The sequence below is a fragment of the Streptomyces sp. NPDC012637 genome, from assembly GCF_042954805.1.
GTDB lineage: Bacteria > Actinomycetota > Actinomycetes > Streptomycetales > Streptomycetaceae > Streptomyces.
Genome location: NZ_JBIBDS010000003.1, coordinates 749,690 through 771,558, shown reverse-complemented (window position 1 = coordinate 771,558; position 21,869 = coordinate 749,690). Strand labels below are relative to the sequence as shown.

The 21,869-nt window shown below is 74.2% G+C and carries 22 protein-coding genes; 12 read left to right on the top strand and 10 right to left on the bottom strand.

Going from position 1 to position 21,869, the window contains the following annotated elements; genetic code table 11:
• Position 1: 1 nt before the first annotated feature.
• A complete protein-coding gene (locus ACFY8W_RS16545; protein ID WP_391105346.1) occupies positions 2 to 826 on the bottom strand; it encodes an alpha/beta fold hydrolase in 825 nt (274 codons plus the stop codon).
• A gap of 155 nt (positions 827 to 981) precedes the next feature.
• On the opposite strand from ACFY8W_RS16545, the gene ACFY8W_RS16540 reads away from it, so the two are divergent.
• The 3 genes from ACFY8W_RS16540 to ACFY8W_RS16530 are packed head-to-tail and all read left to right on the top strand — an operon-like array spanning position 982 to position 3,985.
• On the top strand, positions 982 to 2,016 hold the full coding sequence (locus ACFY8W_RS16540) for a hypothetical protein (RefSeq protein WP_391105344.1): 1,035 nt from the start codon (positions 982 to 984) through the stop codon (positions 2,014 to 2,016).
• Positions 2,013 to 3,326 (top strand): histidine kinase, encoded by a 1,314-nt coding sequence (locus ACFY8W_RS16535; protein WP_391105342.1) that lies wholly within the window; start codon positions 2,013 to 2,015, stop codon positions 3,324 to 3,326. Before ACFY8W_RS16540 ends, ACFY8W_RS16535 begins: the two co-directional genes overlap by 4 nt.
• 29 nt (positions 3,327 to 3,355) lie before the next feature.
• A complete protein-coding gene (locus ACFY8W_RS16530) occupies positions 3,356 to 3,985 on the top strand; it encodes a response regulator (protein WP_391105571.1) in 630 nt (209 codons plus the stop codon).
• 127 nt (positions 3,986 to 4,112) lie between these two features.
• On the opposite strand, the gene ACFY8W_RS16525 is transcribed toward ACFY8W_RS16530, so the two are convergent.
• Positions 4,113 to 4,472, bottom strand: coding sequence for a hypothetical protein (locus tag ACFY8W_RS16525; RefSeq protein ID WP_391105340.1), 360 nt, complete (start codon positions 4,470 to 4,472; stop codon positions 4,113 to 4,115).
• 99 nt (positions 4,473 to 4,571) lie between these two features.
• Between ACFY8W_RS16525 and ACFY8W_RS16520 the strand changes: the two genes are divergently transcribed.
• Positions 4,572 to 6,020: a penicillin-binding transpeptidase domain-containing protein gene (locus ACFY8W_RS16520; RefSeq protein WP_391105338.1), complete on the top strand. Its 1,449-nt coding sequence runs from the start codon at positions 4,572 to 4,574 to the stop codon at positions 6,018 to 6,020.
• A 287-nt stretch (positions 6,021 to 6,307) separates the two neighbouring features.
• A complete protein-coding gene (locus ACFY8W_RS16515) occupies positions 6,308 to 6,742 on the top strand; it encodes a hypothetical protein (protein WP_391105337.1) in 435 nt (144 codons plus the stop codon).
• Here ACFY8W_RS16515 and ACFY8W_RS16510 read toward each other — a convergent pair.
• Entirely contained in the window at positions 6,732 to 7,316 is a 585-nt protein-coding gene (locus tag ACFY8W_RS16510; protein ID WP_391105336.1) for a TetR family transcriptional regulator, read from the bottom strand. The two genes, ACFY8W_RS16515 and ACFY8W_RS16510, sit on opposite strands and share 11 nt — an antisense overlap.
• Before the next feature lie 55 nt (positions 7,317 to 7,371).
• Between ACFY8W_RS16510 and ACFY8W_RS16505 the strand changes: the two genes are divergently transcribed.
• Together ACFY8W_RS16505 and ACFY8W_RS16500 are read left to right on the top strand one after the other, a co-directional pair.
• Complete coding sequence (locus tag ACFY8W_RS16505; protein ID WP_391105335.1) at positions 7,372 to 8,286, top strand: DUF2867 domain-containing protein; 915 nt, start codon at positions 7,372 to 7,374, stop codon at positions 8,284 to 8,286.
• 48 nt (positions 8,287 to 8,334) lie between these two features.
• On the top strand, positions 8,335 to 9,546 hold the full coding sequence (locus tag ACFY8W_RS16500; RefSeq protein WP_391105334.1) for an MFS transporter: 1,212 nt from the start codon (positions 8,335 to 8,337) through the stop codon (positions 9,544 to 9,546).
• Positions 9,547 to 9,778: 232 nt separating this feature from the next.
• On the opposite strand, the gene ACFY8W_RS16495 is transcribed toward ACFY8W_RS16500, so the two are convergent.
• Entirely contained in the window at positions 9,779 to 10,744 is a 966-nt protein-coding gene (locus ACFY8W_RS16495; RefSeq protein ID WP_391105332.1) for a helix-turn-helix domain-containing protein, read from the bottom strand.
• A 55-nt stretch (positions 10,745 to 10,799) separates the two neighbouring features.
• Here ACFY8W_RS16495 and ACFY8W_RS16490 point away from each other — a divergent pair, with 55 nt between their 5' ends.
• On the top strand, positions 10,800 to 11,039 hold the full coding sequence (locus tag ACFY8W_RS16490) for a hypothetical protein (RefSeq protein ID WP_391105330.1): 240 nt from the start codon (positions 10,800 to 10,802) through the stop codon (positions 11,037 to 11,039).
• Positions 11,040 to 11,075: 36 nt separating this feature from the next.
• Positions 11,076 to 12,302 (top strand): TerD family protein, encoded by a 1,227-nt coding sequence (locus ACFY8W_RS16485; protein WP_391105328.1) that lies wholly within the window; start codon positions 11,076 to 11,078, stop codon positions 12,300 to 12,302.
• A gap of 16 nt (positions 12,303 to 12,318) precedes the next feature.
• Here the strand turns inward: ACFY8W_RS16485 and ACFY8W_RS16480 are convergent, their stop codons facing one another.
• The 3 genes from ACFY8W_RS16480 to ACFY8W_RS16470 form a co-directional block, all read right to left on the bottom strand.
• Positions 12,319 to 13,338 (bottom strand): 1-aminocyclopropane-1-carboxylate deaminase, encoded by a 1,020-nt coding sequence (locus ACFY8W_RS16480; RefSeq protein ID WP_391105326.1) that lies wholly within the window; start codon positions 13,336 to 13,338, stop codon positions 12,319 to 12,321.
• A 128-nt stretch (positions 13,339 to 13,466) separates the two neighbouring features.
• On the bottom strand, positions 13,467 to 14,123 hold the full coding sequence (locus ACFY8W_RS16475) for an FCD domain-containing protein (RefSeq protein ID WP_391105569.1): 657 nt from the start codon (positions 14,121 to 14,123) through the stop codon (positions 13,467 to 13,469).
• 59 nt (positions 14,124 to 14,182) lie between these two features.
• On the bottom strand, positions 14,183 to 15,622 hold the full coding sequence (locus ACFY8W_RS16470; protein ID WP_391105324.1) for an alkaline phosphatase PhoX: 1,440 nt from the start codon (positions 15,620 to 15,622) through the stop codon (positions 14,183 to 14,185).
• Positions 15,623 to 15,709: 87 nt separating this feature from the next.
• On the opposite strand from ACFY8W_RS16470, the gene ACFY8W_RS16465 reads away from it, so the two are divergent.
• A complete protein-coding gene (locus tag ACFY8W_RS16465; RefSeq protein WP_391105323.1) occupies positions 15,710 to 16,483 on the top strand; it encodes an SDR family oxidoreductase in 774 nt (257 codons plus the stop codon).
• Positions 16,484 to 16,535: 52 nt separating this feature from the next.
• Here ACFY8W_RS16465 and ACFY8W_RS16460 read toward each other — a convergent pair whose 3' ends face one another.
• Positions 16,536 to 18,044: a hypothetical protein gene (locus ACFY8W_RS16460; protein ID WP_391105321.1), complete on the bottom strand. Its 1,509-nt coding sequence runs from the start codon at positions 18,042 to 18,044 to the stop codon at positions 16,536 to 16,538.
• Between the two features lie 201 nt (positions 18,045 to 18,245).
• On the opposite strand from ACFY8W_RS16460, the gene ACFY8W_RS16455 reads away from it, so the two are divergent.
• Both ACFY8W_RS16455 and ACFY8W_RS16450 read left to right on the top strand, forming a co-directional pair.
• Positions 18,246 to 20,102 carry an endonuclease/exonuclease/phosphatase family protein gene (locus ACFY8W_RS16455; protein ID WP_391105319.1) on the top strand — a complete coding sequence of 619 codons (1,857 nt, stop codon included), beginning with the start codon at positions 18,246 to 18,248 and terminating at the stop codon, positions 20,100 to 20,102.
• A 34-nt stretch (positions 20,103 to 20,136) separates the two neighbouring features.
• A complete protein-coding gene (locus ACFY8W_RS16450) occupies positions 20,137 to 20,592 on the top strand; it encodes a GNAT family N-acetyltransferase (protein WP_391105567.1) in 456 nt (151 codons plus the stop codon).
• A gap of 37 nt (positions 20,593 to 20,629) precedes the next feature.
• On the opposite strand, the gene ACFY8W_RS16445 is transcribed toward ACFY8W_RS16450, so the two are convergent.
• Both ACFY8W_RS16445 and dapD read right to left on the bottom strand, forming a co-directional pair.
• Positions 20,630 to 20,773 (bottom strand): hypothetical protein, encoded by a 144-nt coding sequence (locus ACFY8W_RS16445; protein WP_391105317.1) that lies wholly within the window; start codon positions 20,771 to 20,773, stop codon positions 20,630 to 20,632.
• Positions 20,774 to 20,864: 91 nt separating this feature from the next.
• Entirely contained in the window at positions 20,865 to 21,848 is a 984-nt protein-coding gene (dapD, locus tag ACFY8W_RS16440) for a 2,3,4,5-tetrahydropyridine-2,6-dicarboxylate N-succinyltransferase (protein ID WP_391105315.1), read from the bottom strand.
• Between the last annotated feature and the right edge of the window lie 21 nt (positions 21,849 to 21,869).

Sequence of the window (21,869 nt, the reverse complement as noted above, 5' to 3'; positions counted from 1 at the left end):
CTCACTCCGCGGGCGAACCGCCCGCGCCGCCCTCGACGCTCCCCACTCCCGCGCCGAGGCGGTGGCCCCGGCCCTCGGCCGCGTCGACGAGCACGCCCGCGAGTTCCCGCGGCACCGACAGCATCGGGTAGTGGCCGGTCGCCAGCTCGAAGAGGGTGACCTGCCGGTCGGCCAGCCCCCTGAGCCTCGGGTCGCCGGCGGCGTACAGCGCCTCCACACCCGCGATGCTCACGCCGTTGTCGGTGCAGAAGACCCCGCTGCTCGGCAGCGACCACACCGCGCCGTCGATGCGGACCGGTTCGGTGAAGCACGCGTACGGATGCGGGGCGGCCAGCCGCCGCATCCGGGCCAGCGCCTCCTCGTCCAGTCCGGAGACGCTGCCCCACTCCGCGAGCCGCTCGGCCGGCGGGAGCGGGAAGCGCCAGCCCTCGCCCTCGGCGTCGACCCGCTCGCGTACGGCCGCCCGGCGCGCGTCGTCCATGAACGTGCCGGCCACGGTGTCGCCGTCCTGCGGCACGCCCGTGTCCAGGTACACGATCCGGCTCACGGCCCGCGGGCGCCGGTCGACGGCGGCGACCACCGGGAAGATGCCGTAGCTGTGACCGACCACGACGGGATCCGTCAGCTCCGCGTGGTCCAGGACCTGCACGATGTCGTCGACGTGGGTCGACAGTCCCGTCTCCTTCGTCGCCAGGTGACGCCGGTCGCCCAGACCGGTCAGGGTCACCGGGACGGCCCGGTGGCCGCGCGCGGTGAGCTCCCGCGCGACCTCCCGCCATGCCCAGGCCCCCAGCCAGCCGCCGCCCACCAGCACGAACTCGGCCATCGCCACACTCCTTCCGTCTCCGCCCGCCGCCCCCGCGAGCCTCCCCCCGGGCAGAAGCCCCTACTCCTCGTGGGCAGGCCTCCTCCCCCGCGAGGCGGAGGCGGTTCGGTGTCCGGCAGGACGTGCGGGCAGCGGGCCGGCGAAAGGCTGGGGACATGACGACACCGACGCTCCCCGACGCTCCCGTCCCCGCCTCCGACGCTCCCGTCCCCGCCGCCGCCCCCGCGCCCGTCGGCTCCGGCCGCCGGTTCCTCCGCGTCCTCTCGATCCTCGCCTGCCTGCCGTACATCGTCCTCAAGGTCGCCTGGGTGGCCGGCAGCAGGATCGGGATCCCCGAGGGGAGCGTGCTCCTGGAGCACCCGGGGATGATGGCCGCGGTCAACGCCGTCTCGGTGCTGGCCGACGCCGTCGTCGTCCTGCTCGCCCTGCTGCTCACCCAGGGGTGGGGCCGCCGGGTGAAGGCCTGGCTCCTGGCCTTCCCCATGTGGGCGGCGACCGGTCTGATCGGCCCGATCATGATCGGGTACCCCGCCCAGCTCGCGGTCTCGCTCGCCACCGGCGACGCCTCCGCCGAAGCGGTCGTCGCGCACGAGCCGTTCGTCGACCCGTGGGTCTTCCCGGTGGTGTACGGCGGCTTCATCGTCCAAGGCCTCTGCCTTGGCACCCTGTTCGCGCTGTACGCCCGGGACCGCTGGGGACAGGTGTGGCGCGGGCGCCTCGGCGAGCTGCCCGCGGCCGTGGGCGGTCCCGTCCTCCGGGCCGTCGCCGTGGCCGCGGCGGCCGTGGCCCTCGTCCCGGTGGGGCTGCGGCTGCGCTGGGCGGCCGGGTCGGCCGACGGTCTCTCCGCCTCGTTCGCCGCGTCCTACGACTCCGACCGCGCCACCCTGGACGTGGTCATGGCGGCCCTGACGGTGCTCGCCGTGCTCGCCACGCTGCTGCTCCTGGTCCGCCGCCCGGCCCGGCTGCGGGTGCGCACCACGATGGCCCTGGCCTGGGTGGCGTCCGGGGCCGCGGGCTGCTGGGGCGCGTACATGTCGCTGGTCGCGCTGCTGCCGCAGACCGATGCCGCGAAAGAGCCGACGGCCCTGATGACCACCGCCTACGCTGGCGAGATGATCACCGGATTCCTGCTGGCCGGCTGCCTGGCCGTGGTCCTCGGCCGCCGCGCCCGCGGAAGCCGGACCGCATGACGCGCCGCGACGCTGCTCCGGTCGCGACCGGGAGTCCGGCAGGATCCGCGGGACACCGCCTCGGGCGCGCCCTGTTCGGGCAGCGGGCCCGGCGGCGGTGGCTCCATCTGATCCTGGGCGGCGCCCTGTTCATGCCGTACTGGCTGGTGGGCACCCTGGTCATGGGTCCGCTCATGGACGGCGGGTCGATGTTCGGGAGCAGCCTCGCGGTGCAGTTCGGGGCGTACGGGGCGGGACTGCCGCTGGCCGCGCTCACGGCGCTCTTCCCGCTGACCCGGCCGATGTCGGTGGCGGCGGCGCGGGCGCTGTGCGGGGTGGCGCCGGGGCGGTTCGCCGAGGGGCCGGCGCGCGGGCGGGACGCCCGGGCCCGGACGGCCGGCTGGTTCACGCTCCACCTGGGCGCGGGCGCGCTGGTCAGCGGGGCGAGCCTGGCGCTGCCGCCGTTCGCGCTCGCGGTGGCGGCGCTGCCGTTCTCGGCCGGGCTGCGGGAGTCGGAGGTCGGCCGGTTCTGGCATCTGGACGGGCCGTGGCTCGCCTGGGCGGGGCTGCCGCTCGGGATCCTGATGCTGCTGGGGCTCGCGGGGGCGGCCGCGGCGGCGGGCTCGCTGCTCGCCTCGGCGGCGCCGCGCCTCCTCGGGCCGAGCCCGGCCGACCGGCTCGCCGCGGCCGAGCGGCGGGCCGCCGACCTCGCGGTGCGCAACCGGCTCGCCCGCGAGCTGCACGACTCGGTCGGACACGCGCTGAGCGCCGTCACCCTCCAGGCGGGCGCCGCCCGGCGGGTCCTGGACGGGGGCACCCCCGACCTCGGGTTCGTACGGGAGGCGCTGACCGCGATCGAGGAGACCACCCGGCGTTCGGTCGGCGAACTGGACTCCGTGCTCGGCCTGTTGCGCAGCGGCGAGGACGACGGCGAGCTCGCGGCGCCCGGTCTCGACGCGCTCGCCGCGCTGGTGCGGGGTGCCGGGCCGCGGGTGGCGCTGACGGTGCGGGGCGATCTGGCGGGGCTGCCGGAGGCGGTGTCGCGGGAGGCGTACCGGATCGTGCAGGAGGGGCTCACGAACGCCGTGCGGTACGCGCGGGACGAGACGGTGACGGCGCGGATCGCGCTGTCGGGGGACGAACTGGAGATCACGATGGAGAATCCGCTGCCCGGCACGGCGCCGGTGGCCCGCCCCGACGGCGGGCGCGGACTGCGCGGCGTCGCCGAACGGGCCCGGCTGCTCGGCGGCACCGCGGAGGCGGGCCCGGTGGACGGCCGCTGGCGGCTGGCCGCCCGGCTGCCGGTGGGTCCGGCCGGAGGTGCGCGGTGATCAGGATCGTGCTCGCGGACGACGAGCGGATGGTGCGGACGGCCCTGCGGGTCATCCTGGACGCCGAGGACGGCCTGGAGGTCGTCGGTGAGGCGGCGACCGGTGCCGAGGCGGTGTCGGTGGTGCGGGAGCTGCGGCCCGACGTGGTCCTGATGGACGTCCGGATGCCGGAGATCGACGGCATCCAGGCCACCCGGCAGATCCTGTCCGGGTTCGCACAGGGACCTGACGCGCCGCGGATCGTGGTGGTCACCACCTTCGAGAACGACGCGTACGTGTACGACGCGCTGCGGGCGGGAGCGGCCGGTTTCCTGCTCAAGCGGGCCTCGCCGGAGGAACTGGTCAGCGCGGTGCGGCTGGTCGCCCGCAGCGACTCGCTGCTCTATCCGGCGGCCGTCCGCACCCTGGCCGCCGACCACGCCCGCCGCCACCCCCCGGCCGCGCCCGCCTGGGCGGCCCGGCTCACCGACCGCGAGGCGGAGGTGCTGCGGCGGATGGCGAAGGGCCTGACGAACGCGGAGATCGCCGAGGGCATGGGCGTGGGCCCGGCGACGGTGAAGTCCCACGTGGCGGCGGTGCTCGCGAAGACGGCCGCCCGGGACCGCACGCAGGCGGTGATCGCGGCGTACGAGTCGGGCTTCATCCGGCCGAACGCGTAGGGCATGTCTTCCGGATCCTGCCGGCGTCCCGACGCCCGGCCTGATCCGAAGGTCACGCTCTGGCGCGGTCCGACCCGGATCCGCCGGGCAGGCCCGCAGCAGTCCGTCCGATCCGGCCGGAAGGGCCCTACGGGTGGTCGGAGGCCCGCTCCTCGTGGACGAGCCGGCCGGTGGAGACGCGGAAGGAGACCGGCTCCGTGTAGTGCGCGGCCCAGGTGTCCACCAGCCAGGAGCCGTCGGCCATCCGGAAGACCGTGCGGCCCGGACGGCCGACGTGCTCCGCGACATGGCGGAAGGCCAGCGGTATGTGCTCCCGGGCCAGCCGCTCGGCCCGCTCCTCGGCCTCCCTGCCGCCCTCCACCCGTTCGTGGAACGCGATGGTCCAGCGGTGGTCGTCCTCGCCGTACCAGCCGCGGTTGCGGTCCTCCTCGACGATCACCACATGGGGGAGCGCGGCGACGGCGTCCTGCACGTCCTCGTTCGTCATGATCGCAAACTAGCGGCCCCGCCTGCGCACATGAAGGTTCCCTGAGAAACCGGACACATCCGGAACGTTCGCCGCCGGCCGGCTCGTCCCGCATATGGGATGAACAAGACGATCAGGCGCGCCTCGGTCTTCGCGCTGCTCCTGGTACTCGCCCTGCTCGGGCGGGCGACCTGGGTGCAGGCGTACGAAGGCAAGGCCCTCGCGAACGAGAAGAACAACCGGCGGAAGGTCATCGCGCAGTACGCGGAGCCGCTCGGGAACATCGTCGTGGCCGGTTCGCCGGTCACCGGATCGAAGGAGACGAAGGGCGGCGACCTCGCCTACAAGCGGACCTACACGGACGGCGAGCTGTACGCGGCCGTCACCGGCTACGGCTCGCAGGCCTACGGGGCCACCCAGCTGGAGGGCATCTACTCCGGCATCCTGGACGGCACCGACACGCGGCTGAAGAACCCGGTCGACGCGGTCACCGGAAAGCGGGCGAAGCCGGGCACCGTCGTGACGACCATCGACCCGGCCGTGCAGAAGGCCGGGTACGAGGCGCTCGGCAGCAAGAAGGGTGCCGCCGTCGCGATCGACCCGAAGACGGGCCGGATCCTCGGGATGGTGTCGACACCCTCGTACGACCCGTCGAAGATCGCCGGTCTGACGGACGGCAAGGAGTGGCAGCGGCTGACGGAGGACGAGGACAAGCCGCTGGTCAACCGGGCGCTGCGGCAGCCGCTGCCGCCGGGCTCGACGTTCAAGCTGGTCGTCGCGGCGGCGGCGCTCGAGGACGGGCTCTACGGCTCCGTGGACACGGCCACCGACAGCCCGAACCCGTACACGCTGCCCGGCACCCGGACCGTCCTGAAGAACGAGAACGCCTCCGCGCCCTGCGAGAACGCGACGATCCGGACCGCGCTGCGCTACTCCTGCAACAACGTCTTCGCGAAGATGGCCGTGGACCTCGGCCAGGACAAGGTGAAGGCGACGGCGGAGAAGTTCGGCTTCAACGACACGGAGCTGGACGTGCCCGTGCGGGCGTACGCGAGCGTGTACCCGTCCGGGATGGACAAGGCGCAGACGGCGCTGAGCGGCATCGGCCAGTTCGACGTGACGGCCACCCCGCTGCAGATGGCGATGGTGTCGGCGGCCATCGCCAACGACGGCCTCATGGCGAGCCCGCACATGGTCTCCCAGGTGGTCGACTCCGACGGCGACGCGCTGCAGTCGTACGACGACGGCGACACCGAGCGGATCGTCTCGTCCGAGACGGCGCGGCAGCTGCGCAGCGCGATGAAGACCGTGGTCGACGACGGCACCGGCAGCAACGCGGCGATCAGCGGCGTGGAGGTCGGCGGCAAGACGGGCACGGCGCAGCACGGCGAGAACAACAGCAAGACTCCGTACGCGTGGTTCACCTCCTACGCGAAGGACCCGGCCACCGGGAAGGAGGTCGCGGTCGCGGTGATGATCGAGGACTCGGGCGCGGCCCGCTCGGAGGTCAGCGGCAACGGCCTGGCGGCGCCGGTGGCGCAGAAGATGATGAAGGCGGCGCTGAAGTGAGCCGGGGCCGGGACGGGGACGGAGATGGGGCCGGTACGGGGCGCGGTGGGCCCGGGTGCGGTGGGCCCGGGTGCGGGTGAGCCGAGGCGGCTCGGGCCGGACCTCTCGGACCGGGGCCGCCGGGCCCCTCGGACCGCGGCCGGGTCCGCTGCCCTTGGGGCCGGGCCCCGCGGACCGGGGCCGGCGTCGCCTCCGGCCCGGCCCGGCCCATTGCCTCTGGCCGACCGAAGTGACGGGAAGCGGGGGCCGGTTGGTCTGTGGCCGTCGCCGCACGGTATGCAGGGTGCATGCTCTCGAACGCGCGTCTGCCCCGCTCCCCGTCCGGCTGGACCATGGCCGTCTTCGGCCTGCTCGCGGCGGTCCTCGGCCTGGTGGGCCTGGTCTCCCCCGACACGACGATCCGCCTCATGGGGCTCAGCCCCATATCCGAGGCGAGCCGCGCGGACGACGACCACACCCTGCTCTTCCTGACGGCCTCCTCCATGGCGGCCCTCAACATGGGCGTCTACTACGTCCTGGCGGCCCTCGCCGACTGGAGGGCCTTCTTCCGCTGGACGGTTCCCTTCCGCTTCCTCACCTTCTCGGTCTTCACCCTCGCCGTCCTGACCGACCGCGCCCCGTCCGGCTTCCTCGGCGTGGGCCTGTGGGAGGGCTTCGGCGCCCTGGCGACGGGTCTGGCGCTGCGCTACGAGTCGCGGCGGGCGGCGCGCGTCAGGGCCTGAGCAGCGCGGCCGTCACCGCGGCCAGATAGGCGGGGTCGGCCGGCACCGAGCCCGGGACGGCATGGGCGAGTTGGGCGTGGCCCAGGTAGCTGGTGTAGGCGAGGAGGCCGCGGCGCCGGGCCTCGGCGGGCGGGAAGCCGAGCAGTTCGAAGAGGTGGGCGAGGTAGCCGACGCGGCGTTCCGTGACGCGGGCGAGGGCCGCCGCGACCTCGGGGTGGTCGCTCGCGGCGAGCAGCCGTACCTCCAGCGGGTCGTCGGCGGCCGAGGCGGTCGCGCCGCGCAGCAGTGCGCCGAGCCGGGCCGCCGGGTCGGGTTCGGCGGCCTCCATGGCGCGGATGATCCGCTCGGTGGAGACCTCCTCCCAGCGGGCGAGTGCCGCGGCGACGAGCGCGTCCCGGTTGGCGAAGTGCCAGTAGAAGCTGCCCTTGGTGGTGCCGAGGCGGGCGGCGAGTGGTTCCACCGCGACCCCGGCGAGGCCGCGTTCGGCGAGGGCGGCCAGGGCCGCGTCCGCCCAGTCGTCGGCGCCGAGGCGCTTGCGGGCGCGTCGTTCCTTGGGGGCCGGGGGCTCGTGCATGTTTCCGTACGGTACCGTACGGTCGGAACATACGCTCCCGTATGGAGGTCCGGTCATGCCCGGAACGCGCACGGTACGCAACGTCCACCAGAGGGTCGTCGAGGCCCCGGCCGAGAGGGTCGGAGCCCTCCTCGACCGGCTCTCCGCGCCGGACGACCCGCTGTTCCCCACCCCGGTCTGGCCCGCGATGGTGCTCGACGGCCCGCTCGCCGTCGGCGCCGACGGCGGCCACGGCCGGGTCCGCTACCGGGTCGGCGCCCACGAGCCCGGGCGGTCCGTCCGCTTCGACACCACCGACGACGGCCTCGGCACCGGCTACCACCGCTTCGACGTCGAGCCCCTCGGGCCCGGCCGCTGCCGGATCTCCCACGTGCTCGAAGTGACCATGAGCCCGGGGTCGTTCGCCTTCTTCAAGCTCGCGATCGAGCCCGTGCACGACACCATGGTCGAGGAGAGCTTCGACAACGCCGAACGGGCCGTCCTCGGCGCCCTCCCCCGCCCTCCGGCCCGCCGTCCCGCCCGCGCACTGCTGGTCAACCGCCTCTTCTGGGCCCACCCGGCGGCCGCCCCGGTTCCCGACGCCGCCCGCCTCCTCCACGAGGCCGTTCCGCGCCCCGACTTCGCCGACGCCTGGCGGATGCCGCTCGCCCCCGGCATGCCCCGCGACCCGGGCGCCTGGCGCCAGGTGCTGCCCGCTTCGGTACGGGCCACCGGTGAGCACGAGCTCCTCCTCGGCGAGGACGCCTCACACCTGGACTACCGGGCCTCGGTCCTGCTCGACGCCGACTCCGTGACCCTGGTGAGCGCCGTGCGCCTGCACAACACGCGCGGCCGCCTCTACTTCGCGCTGGTGCGCCACGTCCACCCGTTCATGGCCCGGCTGATGCTGCGCCGGGCGCACCGGCGGATCGCCTTCGCGGCCCGGCCGGCAGGCGAGCGGAACGCGCGGGCCGTGCCGGAACACACGTAGGGCGACTGCCCGATCCGGACCGGCCACCTCACGCGCCAGCCTGCGGTCATGCGCGTACCTCTCTATCTGACCGCCGTGCTCGTGTCCGGCTTCGGCACGACGGCGATGTGGCTCGTCTCCGGGATCTGGGTCAAGTCCCTCACCGGCTCCGACGGTCTCGCCGCCCTGACCGCCTTCGCCCTGTGGGCGCCCGCGCTCCTCGGGCCGCTGCTCGGCGGCCTGGTGGACCGGGTGCGGCGGCGTCCGCTCCTCGTCGTGGCGAACACGGTCATGGCGCTGCTGCTGCCACTGCTGCTGTGGGTCGACCGGGCGGACCGGGTGTGGCTGCTGTTCGCCCTGCTCGTGGTGTACGGGGCGCAGGGCGCGGTCCACGACGCGGCGGAGGCCGCCCTGGCGGCCGGCGCCCTGGACCGGGACCGGCTCGGCGACCTCAACGGGCTGCGGATGACCGTCAACGAGGCCATGAAGCTGCTCGCCCCGTTGGTGGCGGCGGGGCTCTTCGCGCGCTACGGCGGCGGCCCGGTGGCCCTGCTCGACGCGGCCACCTTCGCCGTGGCGGCCGGGGTGTTCGCGCTGCTGCGGGTGCGGGAGGACCGGCCGGTGCCGGAGCGGCGGCCCCGCGCGGCCGAGGGCGCCCGGCTGCTGTGGGAGTCCGCGGCGCTGCGTCCGCTGGTGCTCGCGGGCGGCTTCACCATGCTGCTCGCGGGTCTCAACGGGGCGGCGGTCTACGCGGTGGTGGACCGCGGCCTCGGCCACTCACCCGCGTACGCGGGCGTCTTGTACGCGGCGCAGGGCGCGGGCTCGGTCGCGGCGGGCCTGCTCGCCGGGCCGCTGCTGCGGCGGGCGCCGGAGCGGGCGCTCGCCGCGGCCGGGCTCGTCGTGTTCGCGCTGGGCGCGGCAACCCGGGCGCTGCCGTACGACGCGGTCGCACTGGCCGCCAGCGCGCTCGTCGGCGTGGGCCTGCCGTGGGTGCTGATCGCCACGACGACGGCGGTGCAGCGCGAGGTCCCGGCCGAGGCCGGGGGCCGGGCGGCGGCGACCGCGAACACCCTGGTGTCCGTGCCGAACGCCGTGGCCCTCGCCCTGGGTGCCGCGCTGACGACCGTCCTCGACGTCCGGGCGCTGCTGCCGCTCCTGGGCGTGGCGGGCCTGACGGGCGCGGTGGCGCTGGCCGTGGGGCGTCGGCGCGACGAGACGGCCCGCGCGGAGGCGCCCCGGGAGCCGGACCCGGGGCCGGGCCGGTCTGCAGCACGCCCCTGAGCATTCTGCGCGGACCCGCCGCGCCGGCCGCACTGGCCCGGCGGCGGGACGGACACAGGCCCGGCCGGACAATGCGGGGGAGCCGGCCGGGCCCAGGGTCGACGCGAGCGACGCATGACGCTCACGGACGATCCGACGATACGTTTCGGTCAAGATCGCCGCGATCCGCGGAACGCGGCAACTGTCCGCAAAGCGCGACGGGTTCACGGCCGGCCCCGGAACCGGCGCCCGGTCAGCCGCGCAGGGTTCGCGAGGGCGTCTCGCCGAACCGGGCACGGTACTGGGCGGCGAACCGTCCCGGGTGCGTGAAGCCCCACCGCCAGGCCACGTCGCCGACGCTCAGCCCGTCCGGGTCGCCCGCCCGCAGCTCCTCGCGCACCCGGTCCAGGCGGACCTCCCGTAGGTACGCCATGGGCGACATCCCCACGTACTCCCTGAACGACTCCTGGAGGCGCCGCACGCTCACCCGGGCGAGGGCGGCGAGCTCGGTGGTGGTGAAGGGGTGCTCGGGGCGGGCCCGCACCGCGTCCATCGCGCGTTTCACCGGCGCCGGCCTGACCGGGCCGCCCGGGTGCGCCAGCTCGTCCCGCCACGGGTGCTCCGCCGCCAGGAGCAGACCGTTGAGCAGCGCCTCCTGGAGCGGGCGGGCCACCAACTCGTGGGTGGCGAGCCCCTCGCCCGCGAGCGCGCCCGCCGCCACCTGCCGGGCGAAGGTCACCCAGCTCAGACCGGGCCCGCGCGTGATGTCGAGGCGCGGGCCGAGGGTCAGCCGGCGGCCCGCCGAGCGGCCCAGGAGCTGCTCCAGGCGGTCCTGGAGCGCCGCCGCGTCGATCTTGACCGAAAGCGAGCGGCAGTCCCCGCTCCACCGGTCGAGGAAGGTGTCCCCCGACGGGTCGAGCAGCATGGCCTCCTCGGCGGTGGCGAGCAGCCGGCGCCCGCTGCCGCCCTGCCGCACCTCCATGGTCCCGCTCATCGGCGCGTTGACGTGGAACGCCCCCAGCTCGCCGAAGCGCATCCGCACGTCCGCGCCGCAGCTGAGGTCGCCGATCATCAGCGGCCCCAGGCCGACGGTGTCGAAGCGCGCGGCGAAGGGACGGTCCCGCGCGTCGATCACGTCCATGAAGTTGGCGTAATAGCGCGCGCTGATCTCCTCGCGCGCCTCGTCCACGTCCCGCGTCCGGAAAGAGCTCCCACCCACGGTCCGAAAGAATATTCATATGACGGACGTGACCGGGAACGGCAGGATGCCCGCCATGCCACAGCCTCGGGGATTCGTCTACGCACGGCGCGCGGACGGCACGGTCGTCGTCACCCACCACGGCCGCGCCGCCGCCACCCTGCGCGGCGGCCGCGCGGAGAAGTTCCTGGCCGAGGTCGCGTCCGGGGACCCGCAGCTGGTCATGGCCCGCTGGACCGGCGCGTACCGCTTCGGGAACGAGCGGACCGCCCGCGAGCACCCGCGTAACCGGAGTGGCCGAACCCGGGGAAGGTAAGGGAACGGCAAAGGGGTCTGGTTCGTTACCCCGGGCATGACCGCTATGACCCCCGGCTCGAACATCCCTCTCACCGCCGCGCGCGTGGCGGTGGACGTCGCCGCCCCGGTGCGGCTCGACGTCTCGGGCCTGCTGCTCGGCGCCAACGGCAAGGTGCGCTCCGACGACGACTTCATCTTCTACAACCAGCCCGCCGGGCCCGGCGTGACCTACCGGTCCGGCGGCGGCGCCGCGCCCGACGCCATCCTGGTGGACACCACCGCCGTGCCCGCCGGGATCGAGAAGATCGTGGTGACCGCGAGCCCGGACGCCGCCGGCCAGTCCTTCCAGGGCATCGAGCCCACCGCGACCCTGCGCAACGCCGACGACGGCAGCGTCCTCGCCACCTTCACGCCGCCGCGGCTCGGCACCGAGACGGCGCTCGTGGTCATGGAGATCTACCTGCGCAACGGCGCGTGGAAGGCCCGCGCCGTGGGCCAGGGGTACGCGAACGGGCTGGCCGGGATCGCGACCGACTTCGGCGTGAGCGTGGACGAGGAGCCCACGCCCGCACCGGCGGCCACGCCCGCGGCGGTCCCGGCGCCGCCCGCCGCTCCCCCGGTGGACCCGCGCGTCGCGGCGGGCCTGCCGTCGGCGCCGGCCGCCGCCCCGCCCGCTCCCCCGGCCCCGCCCGCCGCCGGCACCGGCAAGATCAACCTGGACAAGGGCCGGGTCAGCCTCCAGAAGAACCAGACCGTCTCCCTGGTCAAGGGCGGCCGGCCGCTGCTCTCCCAGGTCAAGATGGGCCTCGGCTGGGAGCCGGCCTTCCGCGGCAAGGACATCGACCTCGACGCCTCCGTCATCGCCTACGGCCCCCAGCGCAACCACATCGACAGCTGCTACTTCGGCAAGCTGTCGATCCTCAACGGCGCGATCAAGCACTCCGGGGACAACCTGACCGGCGAGGGCGCGGGCGACGACGAGGTCATCGTCGTCGACCTGGGCCGGCTGCCCGCGGACGTCACCGGCCTGGTCTTCACCGTCAACTCCTTCTCCGGCCAGAAGTTCACCGAGGTCGCCAAGGCCTACTGCCGGCTGCTCGACGCCGCGTCCGGCGAGGAGCTGGTCCGCTTCGACCTGACCACGGCCGAGCCCCAGACCGGCGTGATGATGGCCAAGCTCATCAAGCAGTTCTCGGGCGAGTGGGAGATGACCGGCATGGGCGAGTTCGTGAAGTCGCGGACCGTCCGGGGCATGGTGAAGCCGGCCGCCCAGGCGCTCTGAGCGGCCGGAGGGCCGGTCAGAACAGCGCGCTGTAGGCGTTGAGGGCCGGCTGGCCGCCGAGGTGGGCGTAGAGCACGGTCGAGTCCTGGCCGATCTCGCCGCGGTCCACCAGGTCGACCAGTCCGGCCATCGACTTCCCCTCGTACACGGGGTCGGTGACCATGCCCTCCGTACGGGCGGCCAGCCGCATCGCGTCCAGCGTGGCCTCGTCCGGGACGCCGTACACCCCCGCGTGGTAGCGCGCGTCCAGCTCGACGTCGGCGGCGGTGAGCGGGCGCTCGACGCCGATGAGCGCGGCGGTGCCCCGGGCGATCCGGGTGATCTGCTCGTGGGTCCTGGCGGGCTCGGCGGAGGCGTCGACGCCGATGATCCGCCGGGCCCGGCCGCCCTCCTCGGCGAGCGCGGCGAAGCCCGCGACCATGCCGGCCTGGGTGGAGCCGGTCACCGAGCAGACCACGACCGTGTCGAAGAAGACGCCCAGCTCACGCTCCTGCTCGGCCACCTCGTACGCCCAGTTGGCGAAGCCGAGCCCGCCGAGCGGGTGGTCGGAGGCGCCGGCCGGGATGGCGTACGGCCGGCCGCCGGCCTCCTCGACCTCGCGCAGCGCCTGCTCCCAGCTCTCCTTGAAGCCGATGCCGAACCCGGCCCGGACCAGCCTCACGTCGGCGCCGGCGAGCCGGCTGACCAGGATGTTGCCGACCTTGTCGTAGACCGGGTCGGGCCAGTCGACCCAGCTCTCCTGCACGAGGACGCACTTGAGGCCGGCGTGGGCGGCGACGGCGGCGACCTGCCGGGTGTGGTTGGACTGGACGCCGCCGATCGACACCAGGGTGTCGCAGCCCTGGGCGAGGGCGTCGGCGACCAGGTACTCCAGCTTGCGGGTCTTGTTCCCGCCGTACGCGATGCCGGAGTTGCAGTCCTCGCGCTTGGCCCACAGGGCGGCGCCGCCGAGATGGGCGGTGAGCCGTTGGAGCGGGTGGACGGGCGAGGGCCCGAAGAGCAGCGGGTAGCGGTCGTGATCGGCGATCGTCGGCATGCGGGCTCCCGGTGGTGACGGACGGCGGACGGCCCCCTGGGGGACTCCTGCCGGCCGGGCGGACGGCCCGGGGCCGGGACCGGACCGGCCTGGTGTCACCGCCCCGGCTCCCGGCCGGCAGGAGTCCCTCAGGAGTCCGTCACCTCGTCGGCGAGCTCCTCCAGGGCGCGCCATATCTCCGTCGTCACCCGCACCGCCTCCTCCGTGTCGCGCGCCTCGCAGGCCTCGATGAGGCGCGCGTGCAGGGCGGCCGAGCGGCAGGTGCCCGGGTCGCCGAAGAGATGGCGCTCGACGCGGCGGATCAGGGGGGTGTAGCGCTCGATGGTGGCGGCGAGGGCGTGGTTGCCGCTGGCGCCGACGAGCACGTCGTGGAGTTCGTCGTCGGCGCGCAGCGCGGCGTCGACGTCCGAGGCGCGCACGGCCGCGTCGAACCGCTCGTTGGCCTCGCGCATGGCGCGGATGCCCTCGGGGCCGAGCAGCGGCACGGCGGTGCGGGCGGCGAGTTCGTGCATGACCCGTACGACGGAGGCGGCGTCCCGTACGACGCGGCTGACCAGGCGGGTGACGCGGGTGTAGCTCTGCGGCTTGGTCTCGACGAGACCTTCGTCGCCGAGCCGGGCCAGGGCCTCGCGCACGGGGGCGCGCGAGAGGCCGAGCCGCTCGGCGATCTCGCTGTCCTTGACCACGGAACCGGGCGGGAGCTCGCCGCGCACGATGGCCTCGCGCAGCGTCTCGTACGCCCGGTCTCGCAGCAGGGTCCGGACCACCGGCCGTAACACGTCCACGTCCATGGACTGACATGTTAGATGTCAATCCGTGGACGGCACCAGGTTTCCGGGCGGGGTCAGCGGCGGGGCTGGCGGCGCCAGGGGCCGGTGATCGCGACCATGATGCCCGGCGACTGGATGCAGGCGAAGAGGGTGTCCCCGTCCGGCGAGAAGACGACGCCGGTGAACTCGCTGTCGTTCAGGTCGTTGCGGGCGATCGGGTAGGTGCGGCCGCTCTCGGTCGCGCCGAAGAGGTGCTGGACGCCCTCGCCGTCCTCGGCGATGACGAGCCCGCCGTACGGGGAGACGGTGATGTTGTCGGGGCCGTCGTAGGCGCCGTCCTGGTCCGGGGCGGTGTTGACGCCCAGCAGCACCTTGAGGGTGAGGGTGCGGCGCTTGGGGTCGTAGAACCAGACCTGGCCGTCGTGCGGGGCGCCGGGGCTCTCCTCCCGGGCGTACGAGGAGACGACGTAGGCGCCGCCGTCGGCCCACCACATGCCCTCCAGCTTGCGGGCTCGGGTGATCTCGCCGGCCGCGAACTGCTTGCGGACGGGCGTGGTGCGGGCGTCGCGGTCCGGGACGTCGACCCAGTCGACGCCGTACACGGTGCCGATCCTCGTCGCGCGCGAGAGGTCGTCGACGAACCGGCCCGCCGAGTCGTAGCACTTGGGCGCCTGGAGGCGGCCGGCGTCGTCGGCGAGGGTCGCGAGCCGGCCACGGCCGTGCTCGAAGCCCTGCGGCGGGACCCAGCGGAAGAGCAGGCCGTTGGGGCCGGAGGCGTCCTCGGTGAGGTAGGCGTGGCCGCGCTTCGGGTCGATGACGACGGCCTCGTGGTCGTAGCGGCCGAAGGCCTTGATCGGCCGGGGATCGCGGTTGGCGGCGCGGTCGTGCGGGTCGACCTCGAAGACGTAGCCGTGGTCCTTCGTCATGCCGTTGACACCGGCGCGGTCGGAGTTCTCCTCGCAGGTGAGCCAGGTGCCCCAGGAGGTGCGGCCGCCAGCGCAGTTGGTGGAGGTGCCGGCGATGCCGACCCACTCGGCGACGGTGCCGTCGCGGTGCACCTCGACGACCGTGCAGCCGCCCGAGGCCGCCGGGTCGTAGACCAGGCCCTCGGTGAGGGGCACCGGGTGGGTCCACTTGGAGCGGGGTCCCTTGAGCTCGTGGTTGTTCACCAGGTACGTGGTGCCGCGCGGGCCCGCGAAGGTGGCGGTGCCGTCGTGGTTGGACGGCGTGAACTCGCCGGACTCGAGGCGGGTGACGCCGCTGTGGGTGATGACGCGGTAGGTGAAGCCCTCGGGCAGGGCGAGGATTCCGTTCGGGTCGGCGAGGAGGGGCCCGTAGCCGAGGCGGTGTCCCTGGCCGTGGCCGGAGGCGTCGCCGTGGCCGTACGCCTCCTGGTGGTCGTCGGCGGCGAGCGCCTGCGGGGCGGTGGCGAGTGCGCCGACGGCGCCGGTGAGCGCGAGTCCGGCGCCGGTGGCGGCGGACTGCTTGGCGAACTCTCTGCGGTTGAGGGACATGACGGTCTTCTCCCTGTCGTCACCCGGTGTCGGCGCACACGGTGGCGCCCGCGTATAAACGGCGGTTGAACAGAAAGGCGATGCCCCATGAACCTGCCTGCCCGTGGCCGGAGTGTCCTCGTCAGCGGAGCCTCGCGCGGTCTGGGCCGCGCCGTGGCCCGGGCCTTCGCGGCCAACGGCGACCGGGTGGCCGTGCACTACGGCTCGCGCGCCGAGGAGGCCCGCGAGACCCTGGCCTCGCTCGACGGCGGCGGCCACGCCCTGGTCTCCGGCGACCTCGCCGATCCGGAGCAGGCCGCGCGGGTCGTGGCCGAGGCGGCGGAGGCCCTCGGCGGCGGCGCGGTGGACGTCCTGGTCAACAACGCGGCCGTGAACCTGCCGCACCCGCCGGCGACGACGCCGTACGAGGAGTGGGTGGAGCTGTGGCAGCGCCACGTCTCGGTGAACCTGCTGGGCACGGCGTACCTCAGCCGGCTGGTCGCGGGCCGGATGATCGAGGCGGGCACCCCGGGCCGGATCGTCAACATCGGCTCCCGCGGCGCCTTCCGCGGTGAGCCCGACCACCCGGCCTACGGTGCCACGAAGGCCGCCGTCCACGCCCTGGGCCAGTCCCTCGCCGTGGCCCTCGCGCCCCACGGCATCGCGGTCGCCTCCGTCGCGCCCGGCTTCTTCAGCACGGAGCGGGTCGCGCCCCGACTCACCGGCCCGGAAGCGGAATCCATCCGCGCCCAGAGCCCCTTCGGCCGGGTGGCGACGCCGGAGGAGATCGCGTCGGCCGTCCTCTGGCTCGCCTCCCCCGAGGCCGAATGGGCCTCGGGCACGGTCCTGGACCTCAACGGGGCGTCATACCTGCGGACGTGAGCCCGCACCCGGCGAGAGCAGGGCCGCGGCGAGGACGGGGCCGGGTCCCGCGTCAGGCGCGGGACCTCGCCTTGAAGGCGGCCTTGCGGGCCTCCTTCGCCGAGGGCTTGTCGCGGTGGAGGCGGCCCATGGCGTCGAGGACGTCGGCCGTGGCCGGGTGGTCGACGCGCCAGACGGCCTCGAAGAAGCCGCCGTGCCCGCCGGTCAGGCCCTCGATGAGGTCCTGGAGTTCCTCCAGGTCGCCGTCGGCGTCGAGGTGCGCGGCGATGGTGTCGACGGCCAGCCAGAAGATCATCGACTCGGGCGGCGCCGGGATGTCGTCCGCGCCCCGCTCGGCGAGCCACACGCGGGCCAGGCCGCCGAGCTCGCGGTCGTCCAGGACCTCCCGTACGGCCGGCTCGGCGTCCGCGCCGACGAGGGACAGGGCCTGCTGGGCGTGCAGGCGGCGCAGCGGCGCGCCGGCGTCGGTGCCGCGCGCGGCGGCGAGCAGTTCGCGCGCGGCGTCCTGGGCGGCGCGGCCGGCGATCCAGCCGGTGGTCTCGGCGCGCGCGGCGTCCTGCGGGTAGTGCGCGATGCCGTCGAGGAGCACGTCGGCGCCCTTGTCGGCGAGTTCGCCGACGGCGGGCACGGACAGCCCCGCCTCCAGCATGCGGACCCGGATCGCGTAGAGGCCGAGCGGCGTGAGCCGCACCATGCCGTAACGGCTGACGTCCTCCTCGTCGAAGGGCTCGGCGGCCGGCGTCCCGCCCTCCGCGCCCTCCTCGACCATCAGGGCCTCGTCGACGGGCTCGTACGCGACGAGTCCGACGGGTTCGAGGATCCGGAACTGCTCGTCGAGCCGCATCATCGCGTCGGAGACCTGCTCCAGGACGTCGTCGGTGGGCTCGCCCATGTCCTCGGGGACGACCATCGACGCGGCGAGCGCGGGCAGCGGCACCGGGCCCTCGCCCGCCCCGCCCTCGCTGACGGTCAGCAGGTAGAGGTTGCCGAGGACGCCCTCCAGGAACTCGGCCTCGCCCTCCGGGTCCCAGTCCAGGGCCTCGAAGTCGATCGTGCCGTCCTCGCCGACCAGCGCCTCGAGGTCGTCGACGTACGGCGCGGTGGCGTCGGCGAAGACCGTCTCGAAGGCGTCGAGCCAGATCGCGAGGACGTCCTGGGGCGAACCGCCGGTGAGCAGCGCCAGGTTCTCGCCGGGCCGCGCGGTACCGGTCCCGTCACCGGACCCGGCCGCCGGACCGGCCCCGTCGGCTGCCTCGGTCCCGTCGGGGCCCTCGGCCTCCTCCGGGTCCTCCACCTCCACCAGGCCCGTGTCGACGGCGACCCGCCAGGCCTCGCTCGCGTACGCCTCGCCGTCCTCGTCGTCCGCGAGGCCCAGGACCTCGGCGGCGGCGGGCAGCTGCTCGTCGACGAGTTCGCCGCCCGCGCCCACCCGGGTCTCGGGGCCGGCCCAGCGGGCCAGCCGCACGGCGCGGGTGAGGAGGGGGGCGGCCAGGGCGTCGCGCGCCAGCTCCGCGTCCGAGCGCAGCCGAACGGGGGGAAGGGTCGGACGGTCCGGTGCCATCTGGGGTGCTCTCCTCGGCGGGGCGACGGTTGACTGCTTGGGGCGGCCTTCAGCGTAGACGCAATCGCGGGGCCGTCTGTCGGTTCACACAGGCGTCAGCCTTCGTACACCCGTCAACCCTTGACAAGTGCACCCCTCGGCAACGAAATTGACGCGCGTAGATCGTTCGATCGAACATCCGAACCCTCACGGAGCTCCTTGATGTCTTCCTCCATACCGAGATCCGCGGCCGTCGCCGCCGTCGTCTCCGCCGCCCTCGCCGCCGGTCTGGTGAGCGGCACGTCCGCCTCCGCCGACGAGGCGACCGCTGCCGCGACCACCGCGGCGGCCTCCGTCCGGATCCACGACATCCAGGGCACCACCCGGGTCTCGCCGCTCGCCGGCAAGCAGGTCACCGGTGTCACGGGCATCGTGACGGCCGTGCGCACCTACGGCTCGCGGGGCTTCTGGATCCAGGACCCGCAGGCCGACGACAACCCGGCCACCAGCGAGGGAATCTTCGTCTTCACCAGCTCCGCCCCCACGGTCGCGGTCGGCGACTCGGTCAGCGTCAACGGCACGGTCACCGAGTACGTGCCGGGCGGCCTGAACTCCGGCAACCAGTCGCTGACCCAGATCTCCAAGCCGGCGGTCACCGTCCTGTCCAAGGGCAACCAGGTCCCGGAGGCCGTCACGATCTGGGCGGGTTCCGTCCCGGACGCGTACACCCCCGAGGGCGACCCGGCGGCCGGCGGCTCGATCAACGGCCTCACCCTGGACCCGGAGACGTACGCCCTGGACTACTACGAGTCCCTGGAGGGCACCAACGTCCGCATCGGCTCCTCGCGCGTGGTCGGCGCCACCGACCCGTACCACGAGCTGTGGGTGACGGTGAAGCCGTTCGAGAACGACAACAGCCGCGGCGGCACGGTCTACGGCTCGTACGGGTCCCAGAACACCGGGCGGCTCCAGATCCAGCAGCTCGCCCCGGTCGCCCAGCAGCCCTTCCCCAAGGCGAACGTCGGCGACTGGCTGGCCGGCACCACCGAGGGCCCGCTGGACTTCAACCAGTTCGGCGGCTACACCCTGGTCGCGAAGACGCTGGGCGAGCACGTGGACCTCGGCCTGGAGCGCGAGGTGACCGAGAAGCAGCACAAGAACGAGCTGGCGGTCGCCACGTACAACGTGGAGAACCTCGACCCGAGCGACCCGCAGGAGAAGTTCGACGCGCTCGCCAAGGCGGTCGTCGAGAACCTCGCCTCGCCCGACATCGTCGCCCTGGAGGAGATCCAGGACGACAACGGCGCCAAGAACGACGGCACGGTGACGGCCGGCGAGACGCTGAAGAAGTTCACCGCGGCGATCGTCGCGGCCGGCGGCCCGGCGTACGAGTGGCGCTCGATCGACCCGCAGAACGGCAAGGACGGCGGCGAGCCCGGCGGCAACATCCGTCAGGTCTTCCTCTTCAACCCCGCGCGGGTCTCCTTCGTCGACCGCACGGGCGGCGACGCGACCACCGCGACCGCAATCACCGGCACCAAGGGCGACGCCCACCTGACCCTCTCGCCCGGCCGGATCGACCCGGCGAACACCGCGTGGGAGAACAGCCGCAAGCCGCTCGCGGGCGAGTTCCGCTTCCGCGGCCGCACGGTCATCGTGGTCGCCAACCACTTCGGCTCCAAGGGCGGCGACGAGTCGATCGTCTCGCACCACCAGCCGCCGGTCCGTTCCTCCGAGGCCAAGCGACTGCTCCAGGCGCAGGCGGTCAACGCCTTCGTCAAGGACGCCATCGCCCTCGACAAGCAGGCCGACGTGATCGTCCTCGGCGACATCAACGACTTCGAGTTCTCCGGCACGACGCAGGCGCTGACCGACGGCGGTGCGCTGTACCCGGCCGTGAAGTCGCTGCCGGCCGCCGAGCGCTACTCGTACGTGTACCAGGGCAACAGCCAGGTCCTCGACCAGATCCTGACCAGCCCCGGCGTGCACCACTTCGAGTACGACAGCGTGCACGTGAACGCGGAGTTCGCGGACCAGAACAGCGACCACGACCCGCAGGTGCTGCGCTTCCGCCCGTGATCGACGGTGGGCACGGGTGTGCGAGACTGCGGCCGTGCTGCTGCGTCCCGCCACCCGTGCCGACCTCCCCGCCGTCCTCGCCCTCCTCGCCGACGAGGAGCGCGTGGTCGACCCGGCCTCGGTGACCGTGACCCCCGCCTACGAGCGGGCCTTCGCGGACATCGAGGCCGACGCGCGCAACGAGGTCCTCGTGCTCGTCGACGACACGGACGACGGGGACCCGGTCATCGGCTGCCTCCAGGCCACGTACATCCCGGGCCTCGGCAAGGGCGGCGCCGAGCGGGCCCTGATCGAGGCGGTACGGATCAGGGCCGACCGGCGCGGCGGCGGTCTCGGCCGGGAGCTGATGTCCCGGGCCGTCGAGCGGGCCCGCTCCCGCGGTTGCGCGCTCGTCCAGCTGACCAGCAACAAGTCCCGGACCGACGCCCACCGCTTCTACGCGTCCCTGGGCTTCGCCCGCAGCCACGACGGGTTCAAGCTGGCCCTGTAGGGCACGTCGTTCGGTCGGGCCGGGTGGAGGAGCGGCGTCACACGCCTTGGCCGCCGGCTCGTCCCCGCAGGTGCCCGCCGCCGTCCACGAGCAGCACCTCGCCCGTGCTGTACGAGGCGTTCGCCCGGTCGTGCACCGCCTCCGCGATGTCCTCGGGGCGGCCCGCCCGGCGCGGCGGCACGACCGTCCGTCGCGCAGGGCGATCACGCCGGGGACGCCGAACGGCCCGCCGTCCCTTCAGGGGACGGCGGGCCGTTCGCGGTGCACGGGGATCAGTTGTGGCTGTGCAGGATCTCGTTGAGACCGCCCCACGTCGCCTTGTACGGGCGGGCCTCGACGGCGCCGGTGATCGAGTTGCGGCGGAAGAGGATGTTGTCGGCGCCGGAGAGCTCCAGGGCCTTGACGATCTGGCCGTCGGGCAGGGTGACCCGGGTGCCGGCGGTGACGTAGAGGCCGGCCTCGACGACGCACTCGTCGCCCAGGGCGATGCCGATGCCCGCCTCGGCGCCGATCAGGGTGCGCTCGCCGATCGAGATGATCTGCTTGCCGCCGCCCGACAGGGTGCCCATGGTGGAGGCGCCGCCGCCGATGTCGGAGCCGTCGCCGACGACGACGCCCGCGGAGATGCGGCCCTCGACCATGGAGGCGCCGAGGGTGCCGGCGTTGAAGTTGACGAAGCCCTCGTGCATGACGGTGGTGCCGGCGGCGAGGTGGGCGCCGAGGCGGACGCGGTCGGCGTCGGCGATCCGGACGCCGGCGGGCACGACGTAGTCGGTCATGCGGGGGAACTTGTCGATCGAGGTGACCTGGAGGTGCAGGCCCTCGGCGCGGGCGTTGAGGCGCACCTTCTCGATGTCGTCGACGGCGACCGGGCCGAGCGAGGTCCAGGCCACGTTGGCGAGCAGGCCGAAGACGCCGTCCAGGCTCTGGCCGTGCGGCTTGACCAGGCGGTGGCTGAGCAGGTGGAGCCGCAGGTAGGCGTCGTGGGCGTCGAGCGGCTTGTCGTCGAGCGAGGCGATGACGGTGCGCACGGCGACCACCTCGACACCGCGGCGGGCGTCCACGCCGAGGGCCTTGGCGGCGCCCTCGCCGAGGGCGTTGACGGCCGCGTCGGCGTCGAGGCGCTCGGTGCCGGCGTGGCCGGGGGCGTCGGTCAGCTCGGGGGCGGGGAACCAGGTGTCGAGAACGGTGCCGTCGCCGGCGATGGTGGCGAGGCCGGCGGCGACGGCGCCGGTGGTGCGAGGAGCAGTGGTCATGACGGAAAACCTAACGGGCGG